Genomic DNA, 14270 nt, shown 5'->3' with positions numbered 1-14270 from the left:
GGCTTGAAGCATCTTTTTTGAATCTTTCATGATTTTCTAGTGAATCTATTATTCGTTTGGTCCAATTAAAATCGGCTGAATTTGTCTATGCTGGAGTGCCTCTTCTACTGTTTGAGAAAGCAGATCCATGTTCGCGACCATGGAGGTCGGTTTTTTAAATGGATCATCTTGGCCAAATGGGATAAAGAAAATATTCTTTGTCGACATCAACCTCATAAGATTTGTACCATTTAAGCCTAGCGCATCATTTGTCGAAATTCCTAAAACGACAGGACGATGATTTCGAATGGTTGCTTTTGCAGCCATTAAAACAGGGCTGTCTGTCATGGCATTTGCGAATTTCGCCATCGAGTTCCCTGTTAATGGAGCAATGACCATACAATCAAGTGGCAGCTTAGGTCCAAGCGGCTCTGCTTTCACGATTGAGTCAATTGCCTTAAAGCCAGTCAGCTTCTCAATCCGCTCAATCCAGTCAGCCCCATCTCCGAATCTTGTATTTGTGTTCTGGACCGTATATGACACCACTGGACGCACTTCTGCTCCTTCTTTTACAAGTGCTTCGATTTGCGGATAAACAGCTTCGTACGTACAGTGGGAACCAGTTAAGCCAAAGCCGATTCTTTTCCCTTTTAATGTCGTCATGATTCCATCCCCCTTTTTTCCTCTGCAAGTTCACATAAGAGCCCAGAAAGCACTTTTGCAATGATTTGCCCTGCTGTCTTTGGTGCTACAATCCCCGGGAGTCCTGGTGCAAGAAGCGCCTTCACTCCGTGTTTTTGTGCAAAGTCAAAGTCTGTTCCCCCTGGGCGGGAGGCGATATCCAAAATGAGTGTCTTTGGTGTCATGCTGACGATGACAGATGAATCTAATACAAGGCTTGGAATGGTATTGATGATGATATCTACATCCGTTACTTCTTCTTTTAAGCGATCCATTGGAAATGGATCAAGTCCCATTTCAAAGGCCCGCGCTAAATGAGCTGTATCTGCTGCCCCTACTTTTACGTCCGCACCGAGTGCCAGAAATGTACGGGCAATGGTGAGTCCTGTTCTTCCAAGCCCGAGAACAGCAACACGTGCTCCATGAATCGTATAATCCGTTTGCTGAATGGCCATCATGATAATCCCTTCAACTGTTGGAATAGAGTTATATATGGCAATATCATCTCGCTCAAACAGCTTCACAAGCTTTCGGTTCACCTGCTTTGCCAGATTGTCTAAGTACGTATTAGAAATACCTGAGTACAAGGTACAATGGGCAGGGGTTCTTTCTAAATATGTTGCTTCCAGCAAAACCTGCTCATTTGAGAAAACTGTCGCAACAACGCCTTCATCCGTTGCCCCTGATACTGGCAGGATCATACTGTCTACCTGTTCGAATGGAAGTTCTGACATTTTCAGCTTTTCAGCACCGATAAAACCATGATCCAACTGATCAAATCCGACCAAAAACACTTTGGCATGCTGCTGTGACAGCTTGCGAATAATTTCAAGCTGCCTTGCATCTCCCCCGATCACCGCAACCGTTAAACCGCTCAACATACTGACCGTTCACCTTCTTTATTTAAAAAAGTCTGTAATATTTTCTGAATCTCCCTTTCAGCATATGAGGAGAGGATTCAGCCTGTGAACAAATCGGAGAGAGAAAAGAAAAAGAGCACCCATTTATGATGGATGCTCTTTTTCTCCGGGCGGCTGAAGCGCTTCAGGCACATCGAGAATGATCATATCTGATCCTATTTTTTGAATGTGATTCCACGGGACGCGGATGTCATTTCCTTGTTTTCGAAAGCCAAACCACTTCACGGAAGGTATGATGAGTGCTGTTATTTGACCGTCCTGTTCATTGATTTCAAGGTCGGTTTGTCCAAGCACGCCAAGCCGCTCCGCTCTTTTAATATCGACGATCTCTTTTCCTGACAGTTCACTCAGCCTCAAAATCGCATCACTTCCCTTCCGTATCATATATGCAGCAGGCAAAAGGAATAGACCAGATCTCTTTAATGACTAGTTTGGAGAGGAAGCCGCGTCCCTTTCATGTAGTGATCATGCCATAATTCCAAGTTGTAAAGCATCCAGACTTTTTGATCCGCTCCATTTTTGTTTTTCTGATTCGGATCATTTCGTAAAAATTGCTCTAGTGGCTTTCTTTGAAACAGTTCTGTTGCAAAGCTTTGTTGATCAAGAAGCTTCTCTTCGATTTCTTTCATCCTTTTGCTCATCCAATGATACACTGGAACCGGAAAACCCATTTTTCTTCTATATAATATACGCTTATCCACCGTTTGCTCCATTGTCTTTTTTAACATATATTTCGGAATGTCTTGTACCTCACTTGTTTTGAGACTCGACTGAAAAAATGCTTGCAGCCTGCTAGGCAGTCCCTTATAAGGAAGCTTATATTTGAAGGGCATGTCATTGACAAATTGGATGATGCGATGATCCAGAAATGGAACACGCGCTTCTAGTCCATGTGACATCGTCATAATATCCAGCCGGTCTAACAGATTTGGTAAATGAATCTGCTGAAATAAATAGAGCAGTTTATTTTCATACGACGCACCCTCCATCTTTTGAAAACAATGGGCGATAAACTTGTTCATGTGCGAGTTAGGAGGATCAATTGAATCAGCGTGACGCCTTAAAAGCTGCTCTTTTTCGCCAGCAGTAAACCATGCATACCTTTTTTTGTAATGATCCATCTCACCTTCAAGCTGGATCAATTGATGCACCTGCTGCTGAAAGGATGGTTCAAATAATACCTTTGAAAGGATGGAGGACAGTTTTCGGTTTTTTTGAAGCCATAAAATTTTCCGCCAATCTGCTGGACTCCTAAAGACACGTCCATAACCTGCAAACAATTCATCCGCTCCTTCACCACATAAAACAACCGTCACGTGCTTTTTTGCTTCCCGTGACATATGGTAAAAAGCGACTTCATGAGGAATAGAAAGAGGATGATCTCTTCGCTTCACAACTTCAGGCAATAATTGAAAGTACTCTTCTTCACTCATTCGATGTGAGTGAAGCTTGACATTGTATTGATCTGCCGCGAGCTTGGCATAGCTTTCTTCAGAAAAGCCTTCCTCTTCAAAGCTGGTCGAAAAACAATGAATATTCTCGTTTGCATATTTGGACATCAAAGCGACAATCGAAGTCGAATCCACACCCCCACTCAAAAAAGCTCCCACAGGCACATCAGACATCATCTGTTTTTGCACACTATCTTGAATTAATTCAAACAATTCCTTTTGATAATAACGTTCTCCCCGATCGATCCCATCAGCAGGGAGAGGATATTGCCAGTAGGCCTCTTTTGATATGCCTGTTTCATCTATTTTCAAGATGACACCTGGGGGTAATTTTTGAATTCCTTGAAAGAAAGTCTGCTCGCCGATCGAATAACGGAAGGATAAATAACTAATAACAGCCTCCGGCTGAATAGCAGTTTGTATATCGGGATGCTGAAAAAGAGCCTTCATTTCCGATCCAAAAATAAGACCTCCCCGACATTCTGAAACATACAGCGGTTTAATCCCAGACCGGTCTCTAAACAAATAAAGTGCTTTCTTCTTTTTATCCCATATCGCAGCTGCAAACATTCCGTTCAATTGCTCAACAAAGGAAATTCCGTATTCTTCATAGCCATGAACAAGCACTTCTGTATCTGTCTGCGTACGAAACAAATGGCCTTTATTCCATAAGTTCTCTCTTAATTCTTTGAAATTATAAATCTCTCCATTTAGAATCACACATATAGAATCATCTTCATTTGTTATTGGCTGCGGCCCAGATTGAATATCAATAATTGAAAGCCGCGTATGAACCAAACCAACTGAGTCATCTTGATATACACCACTATCATCAGGTCCACGCACAGCAAGTGCGTTTTTCATCTTCAGTAAGATGTGAGGATCAAGTGGTGCTTGGTTAAAATGACAATAGCCTGCAATGCCGCACATAGACATGGCTCCCTTCCATTAATGATCTGACTGCTGAATCGTCATTGCGAAAATATGCATAAATGGATTATCTTGAAAGCGAATTTCATCGAAAACTACTTTTTGCGAGAAGGTGAGCGAATCAAGCCATAGGTTTGATGTCAAATGATGATTAATGCCGGATACCGTATGAATATAATCAAATGCATATGCCGCTCGATCATGAAATGCAGGTTCACGTTCAATCACATCCGTTAATGAAAGCCGAGTCTCACAGACAACGTTCCCCTCTCGTAATAATGAAATCTCTTCGTAAAGATTGCCATTGGATGAACAGCCAACGACATGAAGCGCTTCTGCTTCAAGTGGCGGAAAATGAATAGACTGTCCCTCTAATTCAATATTGTCTCCTTGATCTTGATATATGAACTGAAAAGGAATCCCTTCGATAAAAAGATCTTGCACGTTCATGATTAACTCAGCCGGCAAAGAAGCTCCGCCAATTGTTAATTGGCCTTTTTCATATTCATTTTGATATGTGATGCCTCTGTTATTGACATAATCATGAAGAGAGAGAGTTTGATAGGTCTTCATTTTGAATCACCTCTTTTAGTTCTGTGAGAAGACTGGTCTCCACTTCTAATGTTTTTTGAAACCGATTCGCCGTCCTTTCTATCATACTGCGAGGATTTTTACTGAGGCCTACTCTAGCCGTAAAATTGGCGAGCACTGTCCAGCTTTGATAAGCATCTTCAAAAGCTTGAATAAGGGAATGTAAAAGCTCATTTTCATAAGTAGATAAGAATGTCACCATATGTTTTCTGGAGTTGGCCACATCCTTTAGTCCTTCAAAATAAACATTGTCTAATAAATTTCCATTTTCATTGTCTTTGATACTATCAATATAATCCCTTTGAATCACTGAAATAGCGCCTAGCCCTGTGACAGCTCCAGGCAAATCAAAATGCGGCGGTGCTCCTTCTAAGATGGCGGCATGCTCCTTTAATATCACCAGCACATCTGGTTCTTTCTGAAGTTCCACATGTTTGATCCACTTATAACGATTTTCGGTTCGAGGTGTATGTTCATATACAGAGCGGGCAGCTTTCATCAAATGGCCTTTGCTCAATGTGCCATGATAGGAGTAAGCATGGTCACTGATCACTGCATGATCATCATTCACCTCAAGTACTTCCAATGTGTGATACCCATGTTCTCTTTCGTAAAATGGACAGTACGGTAAATCATATATATCTAAGGAAACAGACACAGTCCCTCTGCTTGGATGCTGTTTAAACACACGGTTGATATAAAGGTCTAATTCCTCTTCCGTGTAAAAAATTTCTTCTAAATGAATGCCATTATGATGTAGAATATCATCACGAAAATGTTTAAAGGAACCGATCAAAACAAACCCTTGGTCTTGAGATCTATAAACAAGGCCTGCCTGCCTCCAAATCCTATCAATTCCAATCCCTTTTCTAAGAAGCATGGCTGCAATCGTTAATTGAGAACAGTTTAAGTAATTGTTCCGGTAAATAGGTGCTGCAGTAGCCACATATGTCTCCTCCTTTTTCTTGCCATCATACCCAGCGATTTTTTAACGGGATAATGCCCAGCTCTTTTTTCGCAATCACTTCTTTTAATAAATCTTCAGAAGGCGGATGAAATTTTGCCGCTTTCACATCTCGGCTTAAACGCTCGAGCAAAGATCCTTGCTGTAATGAAGAAAAACCCTCTACCTGAGAAGCTAGCTGCACGATTTCTTCTGCTGCTTGCGTCACAAAATGTTTTGTAATCAGCGTCTTTGTATACAAATCACTTGAGTAATGATTTTGTTTCTTTTCTTGATCTGCTTGCTGGGCACAGGCCATAAGCTGAGAATGTGCAACATCTAATTTAATTTTCATATCTGCAATACGAAATTGTTGACCTGGTAAAAAGGCTGATTTTTTCTTGGAAATTCGATCATTTCTTTTATATGTCATACCGAGGGCATGTTCATATGCTGCTTTTGCAATGCCATAATAAACAGCTGTAACAGCTAGACGAAACCAATAGATTAAATTTTCAGTATCTTCTATTGCGTAGCCTTCCCGCCCGATGAGCTGATGATCGGGTATAAACACTTGATCAAAATGAATGTGATGACTCATCGATGCTCTCATGCCCGAATAATTCCACGATTCCTCAATCGCAGCACCTTCACTCGGTAATGTCATTAAGAGCGCAGTCATTCCATATTGAGATGTGCATGACGACGGAGCATACTGACAATAAATCGGTAAATATTTAATGCGCGGTGCACCAGTCACTGTAAATTTAGTTCCACTCACAAGATATCCGCCATCTGTTTTTTCTGCGGTAATGGTCGGAATTCCGTCCATTTGCTTACGCTGATAAATAAAAATCACATTCGGATCGCTAACAGAAGCGATTAGCTCTCCTGAACGCCGAATATCGTCAAAAACCATGGCCTGCTGCTCACTTGTAAGCACTTCAGAAAATGCGCCGAGCGAATAGTAATGCATCGCCATAATGAGTCCTGTCGACGCGCACCCTTTAGATATGTGTGACAAAAGAGTCACCGTTTCTTCAAATCCATACCCAAGACCCCCGTCTTGTTTCGGCATATTGGCGACATGTAATCCACAATCAATCAGCTCATCTAGATTCTGATGCGGGAACTGAAATTCGTCATCAAGCTGACTCGCTCTTTCTGAAAATTGGAAAATGAGACGATCAATCGTTTCTTGACGAAGCTCCGTCAGTGTCATATTCATCCCTCCTTTGTCTAAAGAATAATCTATTTTGTTTCAATAAAAGATCATCCGAGGTCCCTCTATCTCGAATGACATAATCGTTTCCTTCAAACAAAAGCAGCTCTAGCGGAGAAGGATGACCTAAAAATAAGGTAGGGCTGTAGCAAAGTCCATATGCCCCAGATTTCTCAATACAAAGAAGATCACCTACATCGCCTTGCGGAAGCTCCACCTGCCTGCCAATTAAGTCTTCCGGGGTACAAAGTGGACCAACAATCGATTGTTTCACTACAGCCGAGGGTTTGCTAGAAGGTTTAATGAGCCGCATCGGATAATTATTGCGGAGCAGCCTGCCTCTAAACGTCATCGCTTGATGATGATGCATTCCTCCATCTGCAATTAAAAACGTCTGCCCTTTTGATTCTTTTACATATTGTATAGTTGTTAAATAAACACCACATTCCGCTAAAAGGAATCTCCCCATCTCAATAATAAACCTCGGAAATTCCAGCTCAGTTTCATACGCTCTAATCAATTCCGCTACGTTTTGAAATAACCTTTCAGCATGAAGGGGTGTCTCATGCTGAAAATACGGAATTCCAAACCCACCGCCTAAATCAACCATCTGGCATGTTAGTCCAAATTCATTCTTGATTCGAACAGCTGTGTTGAGCGTGTATTCAAACGATGATAAAAGCGATGTTTCATCAAGAACTTGAGTCCCCAAATACATATGAATCCCTTTAAATAAGAGCGAATGATCATACTTCTGAAATAGGTCAAATACGTCTTTCAGTTTGGATTCATCTATCCCAAATGGACTTGGAACTCCGCCCATTTTGATTTTTGCTAGTGACTCAATGGATTCAGGATTAATCCGAATGCCTACTGATGCCTGTTTGTTTTGATGCTTTGCAGACTCAGCGATATAGATGAGCTCTTCCTTTGATTCGGCGATAATACAATAGATCTCATGCTGAATAGCGACATCGATCTCTTGCTTCTGTTTACCAGGGCCAGAAAAAATGATATGCGTCGGCGAATAACCTGCTTTTACAGCCATAAGGAGCTCTCCTGCAGAAGCCACTTCTATACCAGCCCCAAAAGACCGTAACAATGACGCAATCGAGACATTTCCATTGGACTTAAATGAAAAGAACACCTCAGCTGATTGATGGAGCCATGCTGTAATGTGATCATAGTGATCTTTCAATGCATCTCCATCGTATACATACATCGGCGTCCCATAACAATTCGCTTTCTCTAAGAGCGTAGAGTCATTTTTCGGCAAATTTTCTCCCCCTTTCTGCTGAAAATTCCATATCATCAAACATTGTCAGCATATGAATCTGCTTGTCCTTCTTCATATGGTAAAACAATATAAACAGTCGATAGTGCCACATATCATCCGCTCTCGTTTTACCGAAAGTATAAATAAAAAACCCACCATCTTCTCCCGGACCGAGTGCTTCTGTTACCTCCGTTAATACATCTTCAAATGGCAGGTCGGCACTGCATGAGAATCTTTTAAAGCGGCTTTCCATATATTCGTAGGTTGAAAAAAAACGGCAAATGATTGGGAGTAAATAAGTAACCTGCGTGAACCGGGCATTTATTTCAATGATCGGTATGAGCTGTTCATTTGTATCAATTATCGAATCAACGCCAACCACGCCTCGATACCCTTCTTCATATAGAAGCTCTATGATTCGATGCATGATTACTTCATATTCACGTTTTTTGTCCAGTTCATAAATAGGCGCAAAATCGGTCCCTAAGTAGATGCCGTCTTCATTGATTTTCTGTTCTGTAATTGAAAGTAAGTGTGATCCTTCCTCTTGAATGAGCAATTGGGCATTTAAAGATCGCTTAATCGGATGCCACCCCTCTAAGAGGAGGTCTGTTTGGATTTTTCTTCTTTCGATAAAGGTCACTAGCTGCATGAATTCTCTCTCGTTTTTTAAAATACGAAGTCCCTTCCCAGATGATCCATAAGGTATTTTCAGAACCATTTTTGAGAAATGATTCGCCCTTAATTCTTCATACGTCTGTTTTAACTCGTCAGCATTTTGACAAACAGCACCACACGTGACAGTAAACTGATGTTCTTCTGCCCATTTTCTAGTCGAAATCTTATGATTGAATCGCTTTACGAGTGTTGAATTTGAGCCATAAATCTTTCTTTTTTCAATTGATGATTCTTGTTCAACCGATTCATCTAAAAGATAGGGTACAATGAGTCCCTTTAATTTCAAGGCATCTTCTTTTTGAATCATATGTGGAAGCTTGACACCTTTCTTTTCCAAATAGGCTAAAAAAGCAGGTTCAGGCTGATGATGCATGATGACATGATGATCCTTAGAAGCAATCAAAAGCAGTTGTTGTTCTTGCTGAAGAACCAGTTCATTTTGAACATGGTCTGTCATGACAGGTAAAGCTCTTGTTTGTTCCCAGCTTTGTTCTTGATTCATATTCCCAAACCATATCACGTCGTTTCTTCCCTTAAAATCAAATAGCGCTGCCGGATCTTTCATCACACTACTCCTTATGAACAGAATGCTTTTGTATTTCTAAAGATCGATTAATGTGAAAGAATCGTTTACGAATGGGCTGATTCCAGGTATGAACGACATCATTTGCATCCAGCACTTCAGATAAATAAGCAAGCGATTCAGGCTGAAGTGCATCCATGACAAGATCAGGAATCGTATGAGGAAAGACTTCATTCACATAATGCAAAGCAAAATAGACCATCTTTTCAAAGCCATACGCTTTCGTTCGACGGACAAACAAATCCACATCCAATAGGTCTTCTCTCATAAACATGCCATATATATCAAGCAACTTATAAAGCAGTAAGTCTTTCATTGACTCCACTTCATTTAAATAAATCGCCTCTTTGTAAAAATGAATACATAAGAAAATCAGCATATCCTCTTCTTTTAATGACCATACAAGGTGTTGATCAACAGACGTTTGAATTCGTCTAGACAGCATTTCTTGGACAATTGAATCTGTCCGGTTTCCTGTCATGAGGTCAACTGAAAACTGAACATCAATTTTATGACAATCAATAAAGCGGCATTCTGGTGTAGGTTTCATATAGGTGTAGGTTTGATGTGAGTTCATGATGAGGTAAAGAATGTCTTTTCGTTTCGCAGGTGTGACTGTCTCCGTTTCATAGTTCCAAGAACCTTGAATATAGCCTAATTCTTTTAATACATGTCCAGTTTCTTGCAGCTGATCTTGTGAGATAAAGAGGTCGTTGTCCCCAAATAAGCGAAGCCCTACATCGCCGTATGCCCACTGGCCAATCACACTTCCTTTTACAATGGCATACTCAATTCCTTTTTGATCAAGTGCTTGGAATAACTGATCGTTTAATGTGATATTGTCTCGTGCCGTTTCTAATTGACCCTTATACATAATCTCTAATGACTTTAAAAAATAAGTTGCTTTAAAATCTTTTCTTAAATGAATGGCATGACGTTTAATATTCTTCCATGCAATACCTGCTGTCCGATGAACATGCAGCATTCCGAGAATGACATTCCAGTCTTGCTGCTGATACAGAAGCTCCTGCATCTCTTCTATCTGGCTGTCTTCTAAAAAAGGAGTAGATAAAATGAGGGCTGTGTGCTCTTCTTGAGTCAGATTACTTTGCAGCATAGTGACCCTCCTTTATAAGAAGCATTTCATCCGGCCAATTCTTTCGATTTCGACCGTACGTTTGTAAAAATACTTGAACCCATCGATCGATACCAAATGCGGCACAACCCGAATAAAGCGGCATACCATCTTCTCCCTTGATCTGGAACCTTTCACAAAGCATTTCTCCACAGTCATTAAAAGAAGCGATCGAAACATCTTTCTTTTCTGTCACAGCTACTAACTCATATTTGCTGTTCGCCATTAATTGATAATTCGCTTTATCCATATCATCATAAAAGAAAAAGGGGTCATTTGCGGTCGTAACCTTTCCACTAAGGCCAAGCTGATGAAAACATTGCCATGTGTGTTCAAGAAGTGTTTTTCTTGTTTCGTTGATGTATTCGTTATCACCGATAAAGACAATTTCACGCATACTAAATTCTAGTTTCCTTAGAGGATCTACTTTCCAAGAAATTTCATGTCTAAAACACTGCCCCGCTGCTGTCATCATTTGATTGTCTGTATAGGTCTTCCCTTCCCATTCCTCATAGCAGTGATAACAAATACACGGCTGTAAAAAACGGCCTGCTTGCTGGAAGTGTTCAGGCAGAAAACCATGATGCTTTTCTCGAATGTCATCAATAATCTGGTAATCATGTGGTATTTCAAAAACAGAATAAATATTTTGCGGAAAATTCGTATGGTATTTACATTTTTCCATTAATTCTTTACTCATCGTAGAAGGGTATCTTCTTAATTTGGCTCCAAGTGAAATCCCCATATTTAAGAATAATTGATCAAAATAGTGTGAGAGTTCCATTTCAATTTCATCATAGAAGGTTCTCTTTTGGTCATCGTCGCTTAGTTTCGAATGAACAAGTTCACTGGATAAATGAATATTTGATTTCATTTCCTTTTCACGAAACCTCCGCAGTTGAGCTACATTTGACGATAACTTTAAAAACGCAGCTGATATCGCCTCTGCATCTCCCGTATGATCTACTGTTACTTCAATAACAGATTCCTCTTCAAGAAGATCAACGTGCACAATATGGGCAGATAGAAAAGAAACTCTTTCCACAAAATCCGGTATCATTGTATCTTCTAGTGCATCTGGTAAAGGCAGCTGAAGGGTTCTCAACTAAATACCTCCCTTTTCATTGATAACTTTTGGTGCTTCTAATGGTTGTAAAACTTTATCAAGATAGTCATAAATAGACTCTTGTAAATGAACATCACATAACTCAATCGCCGATGGATGGCTATCTTGAACTGCCAGCCCCCACTTGGCCTTCTTCAGCAGCAGTCTGTCATTATGACCATTTCCAAAAGCAATCACACGATTTAAATCACTTTCTCCAAAACAATCTAATAAATGGTGCCCAAGCATATCTGCCTTACAAATTCCTTTCGGGGATATCACTTGTGCATTTAAAAACTGGGCATCCGCAACATCACAATGACAATCTCTTAATAGATGAGCGATATCTATTTTTTCTTTCGGTAAAATAAATAGTTTTGTCACACGGTCAAATCTGAATTCTTTCTGATGACCAACCTCTATTTTTTCTCGTGGAAATGTGTAAAGCATACAATATTTCAACTTAGCGCTTTTACTTGATGCCACATGCTTCCCATGTGATTCCATGACAAATTCAGCTTGACCATCAAGTGACGAGATGACCTGCCGGCATAAAGCAGCATCTAGATATTGTTTAACGTCAAATGTTTTCTTTTGATGGTGGCAAATCACATTTCCATCATTCAGCAAAACATCATGATGAAATAAATCGAGTAAAGATGGATCTAAGTTCAGAGAGAAGAAAGAATCATAGGTTCTGCCTGTGACAATAATTGAAATAATGCCTCTTTGGCGCAGCATGTTCACTGCGCCATGGACATCACCAATAAGTTGACCTCGGTCATCAATTAATGTTCCATCCAAGTCAAAAGCGGCAAATTTCATCTCGCAAAAATTTAGTTCTGCTTCCACTGATCACACCTTTTTCAGCTCAGCATTTGCTACATATTCATTGAATAGACGCAATGATTCTGAATCTACTTTTCCAATTGGAGGGCTTTTGAATAAGAATGGGCAGACGTCATGTATGACACCGCTGTGATTCATGTCTTTAGCTGCTTTTGCTACACGCATTGCGTTAGCGATAACACCAGCTGAATTCGGAGAATCTTCTACTTGTAAACGGATTTCAAGCGAAATGTCTGAATCCAAAACAGAATTTCCTTCCAATCGCAGGAAGCAGACTTTATGATCCCCTAAGTAGCTGACATAGCCATTCGGACCTGCTGCCACTTCGCTGGCATCAATACCAGAGGCAAATAATGCTTTTCTCTTCGATTTTTGCTTACTCGTTGATCTCATTGGGTTGGCAAGGTTTAAAAAGTCTGTATTGCCTCCGACATTCAATTGGTACGTATTGGTAATATCAATCCCTCGGGATTTTAATAGTTCAATTAACGCTGTATGCAGTGTTGTGGCACCTAAATGACTTCTTAAGTCATCTCCAAGGAGCGGGGTATTCGACTCTTCAAACATTTTGACAAATTCAGGATCATTTGCCACCGGTTCAGGTGTCGCATTAATAAAGGCAGTTTGAGCGTGTGCACACGCCTCTGCGTATACTCGAACTGCTTCAAACGAACCTGTCGGTAAGAAGCAGACTAGTACATCTGCCTGAACGTCCTTTAATCTTTGCGTCACATCATGTGTGTTCATTTTTAATGAGTGTTCATGCGGCTGAATGCAGTTGGACAAATCTCCTTCAAGACCATCACATAAAGGACCTGCTTCAACGGGTACTTGGAAAAACGGAACATCTATATGTTTTACTGCAGCCGTTGGTTTAGTAAAAATAGCCTCTGATAAGTCTTTTCCTACTTTATTTTGATCTACTTCAAAAGCTGCAACAAATTCCACATCAGACAAGTGATAACCTCCAATGACATCATGCATAACACCGGAGAGGGTATCCATCTTTTCCTTTGCCAATTCTACAAATTGAACAATACTTGAAGCGCATGATCCTACTCCTGCAATTGCTACGCGAACTTTTGTCATTTTCATAACCCCTTTTTTTAGAATTTATAGAACCAATTTTCGCTTTTGACGAGATTGAAAGATATACCATTCTCGATAACCTAATTCCTTCAGCGTCTGTTTTACTTTCAGCCAATCATCTGCTACGCGGGCTGGCTGATGTGCATCTGAGCCAAACGTGACATCCACACCATAAAATTTGGCTCGCTCTAATAGATCCATTGATGGATACCAGCCGCCGCAGTCTTTTGTTTTGCCAGAGGTATTCACTTCAATGACAGAACCACTCTCCGCAATTGCTTGCAGTGCATCATCGACAGCTTCTGTTTTGAGATGAGCAATCTCTGGATAAAAACCTTTTAAGGCGTCAATATGGCCTAAAACGTCGAACATTTGACTCTCAGCAGACATTTTAATCAACTGGTAATATGTTTCTTTTTCAATGATTGCTTGTTGCTCTGTGATTCGTTCCCACCGTTTCCGGTTAAATAGGTCATATCCATTACTGACATGAACCGAGCCAATGATATAATCAAATGGATAATGTCGATACACGTCTCGGTAAAGGGCCTCGTGTTCTGGAAAATAGTCAGATTCGACACCTAACAGCACGTGAATTTTTCCGTCATATTCCTTTTTCAACTGCAGGACTTCCTCTATATATGATTGAAAATCACTTTTAGCCATCGCTACCCAGGGTTTAAAGTGGTCAGCCTCTTCACCAAAGAACGGGGAGTGATCCGATATTCCAATAAAATCAAGACCTAATTTGACAGCCTCATCGATATATTCTCTGATGTTCCCTTCCGCATGACCACAGCGTTGATGATGTGTGTGCAGATCAAATTTCATGCAATTT

Annotated in this window: 14 protein-coding genes; all 14 read right to left on the bottom strand. The window is 40.5% G+C overall.

The window, feature by feature from the left end:
* Positions 1–48: 48 nt before the first annotated feature.
* Positions 49–642: a dipicolinate synthase subunit B gene (dpaB, locus tag C6Y02_RS06370; protein WP_044141876.1), complete on the bottom strand. Its 594-nt coding sequence runs from the start codon at positions 640–642 to the stop codon at positions 49–51.
* Complete coding sequence (gene dpaA, locus C6Y02_RS06365) at positions 639–1541, bottom strand: dipicolinic acid synthetase subunit A (protein WP_106030892.1); 903 nt, start codon at positions 1539–1541, stop codon at positions 639–641. The genes dpaB and dpaA overlap by 4 nt, the downstream gene beginning before the upstream one ends.
* Positions 1542–1664: 123 nt before the next feature.
* Positions 1665–1937, bottom strand: coding sequence for a YlmC/YmxH family sporulation protein (locus C6Y02_RS06360; RefSeq protein WP_012010001.1), 273 nt, complete (start codon positions 1935–1937; stop codon positions 1665–1667).
* A 62-nt stretch (positions 1938–1999) separates the two neighbouring features.
* On the bottom strand, positions 2000–3967 hold the full coding sequence (gene asnB, locus C6Y02_RS06355) for an asparagine synthase (glutamine-hydrolyzing) (RefSeq protein WP_106030891.1): 1968 nt from the start codon (positions 3965–3967) through the stop codon (positions 2000–2002).
* A gap of 12 nt (positions 3968–3979) precedes the next feature.
* The gene (locus C6Y02_RS06350; RefSeq protein ID WP_106030890.1) at positions 3980–4534 is read right to left on the bottom strand and encodes a hypothetical protein; all 555 of its coding nucleotides are present in this window, start codon (positions 4532–4534) and stop codon (positions 3980–3982) included.
* Positions 4503–5498 (bottom strand): hypothetical protein, encoded by a 996-nt coding sequence (locus C6Y02_RS06345; protein WP_106030889.1) that lies wholly within the window; start codon positions 5496–5498, stop codon positions 4503–4505. The genes C6Y02_RS06350 and C6Y02_RS06345 overlap by 32 nt, the downstream gene beginning before the upstream one ends.
* A gap of 25 nt (positions 5499–5523) precedes the next feature.
* Positions 5524–6717: an acyl-CoA dehydrogenase family protein gene (locus tag C6Y02_RS06340; protein ID WP_189318239.1), complete on the bottom strand. Its 1194-nt coding sequence runs from the start codon at positions 6715–6717 to the stop codon at positions 5524–5526.
* Positions 6683–7993: a type III PLP-dependent enzyme domain-containing protein gene (locus C6Y02_RS06335; RefSeq protein WP_189318238.1), complete on the bottom strand. Its 1311-nt coding sequence runs from the start codon at positions 7991–7993 to the stop codon at positions 6683–6685. Before C6Y02_RS06335 ends, C6Y02_RS06340 begins: the two co-directional genes overlap by 35 nt.
* Positions 7980–9236, bottom strand: a complete 1257-nt coding sequence (locus tag C6Y02_RS06330) for an ATP-grasp domain-containing protein (protein WP_106030886.1) — start codon at positions 9234–9236, stop codon at positions 7980–7982. The genes C6Y02_RS06335 and C6Y02_RS06330 overlap by 14 nt, the downstream gene beginning before the upstream one ends.
* Before the next feature lie 4 nt (positions 9237–9240).
* A complete protein-coding gene (locus C6Y02_RS06325; protein ID WP_106030885.1) occupies positions 9241–10371 on the bottom strand; it encodes a nucleotidyltransferase family protein in 1131 nt (376 codons plus the stop codon).
* The gene (locus tag C6Y02_RS06320; RefSeq protein WP_106030884.1) at positions 10358–11494 is read right to left on the bottom strand and encodes an aminoacyl--tRNA ligase-related protein; all 1137 of its coding nucleotides are present in this window, start codon (positions 11492–11494) and stop codon (positions 10358–10360) included. Before C6Y02_RS06320 ends, C6Y02_RS06325 begins: the two co-directional genes overlap by 14 nt.
* On the bottom strand, positions 11495–12346 hold the full coding sequence (locus C6Y02_RS06315; protein ID WP_106030883.1) for an HAD hydrolase family protein: 852 nt from the start codon (positions 12344–12346) through the stop codon (positions 11495–11497).
* Between the two features lie 3 nt (positions 12347–12349).
* Positions 12350–13432: an inositol-3-phosphate synthase gene (locus C6Y02_RS06310; protein WP_223256504.1), complete on the bottom strand. Its 1083-nt coding sequence runs from the start codon at positions 13430–13432 to the stop codon at positions 12350–12352.
* Positions 13433–13456: 24 nt separating this feature from the next.
* Positions 13457–14263: a histidinol-phosphatase gene (locus C6Y02_RS06305; RefSeq protein WP_106030881.1), complete on the bottom strand. Its 807-nt coding sequence runs from the start codon at positions 14261–14263 to the stop codon at positions 13457–13459.
* Positions 14264–14270: the final 7 nt, after the last annotated feature.

It is taken from the genome of Bacillus sp. NMCC4 (assembly GCF_002998555.1).
Lineage (GTDB): Bacteria > Bacillota > Bacilli > Bacillales > Bacillaceae > Bacillus.
The sequence above is the reverse complement of the archived record's forward strand: the minus strand, read 5'-3'. Positions and strand labels throughout refer to the sequence as shown.

Coding starts and splice junctions, on each gene's coding strand:
- dpaB (WP_044141876.1), bottom strand. CDS start 642: ATGACGACATTAAAAGGGAAAAGAATCGGCTTTGGCTTAACTGGTTCC.
- C6Y02_RS06310 (WP_223256504.1), bottom strand. CDS start 13,432: ATGACAAAAGTTCGCGTAGCAATTGCAGGAGTAGGATCATGCGCTTCA.
- C6Y02_RS06330 (WP_106030886.1), bottom strand. CDS start 9,236: ATGAAAGATCCGGCAGCGCTATTTGATTTTAAGGGAAGAAACGACGTG.
- C6Y02_RS06305 (WP_106030881.1), bottom strand. CDS start 14,263: ATGAAATTTGATCTGCACACACATCATCAACGCTGTGGTCATGCGGAA.
- dpaA (WP_106030892.1), bottom strand. CDS start 1,541: ATGTTGAGCGGTTTAACGGTTGCGGTGATCGGGGGAGATGCAAGGCAG.
- C6Y02_RS06340 (WP_189318239.1), bottom strand. CDS start 6,717: ATGACACTGACGGAGCTTCGTCAAGAAACGATTGATCGTCTCATTTTC.
- C6Y02_RS06350 (WP_106030890.1), bottom strand. CDS start 4,534: ATGAAGACCTATCAAACTCTCTCTCTTCATGATTATGTCAATAACAGA.
- asnB (WP_106030891.1), bottom strand. CDS start 3,967: ATGTCTATGTGCGGCATTGCAGGCTATTGTCATTTTAACCAAGCACCA.
- C6Y02_RS06325 (WP_106030885.1), bottom strand. CDS start 10,371: ATGCTGCAAAGTAATCTGACTCAAGAAGAGCACACAGCCCTCATTTTA.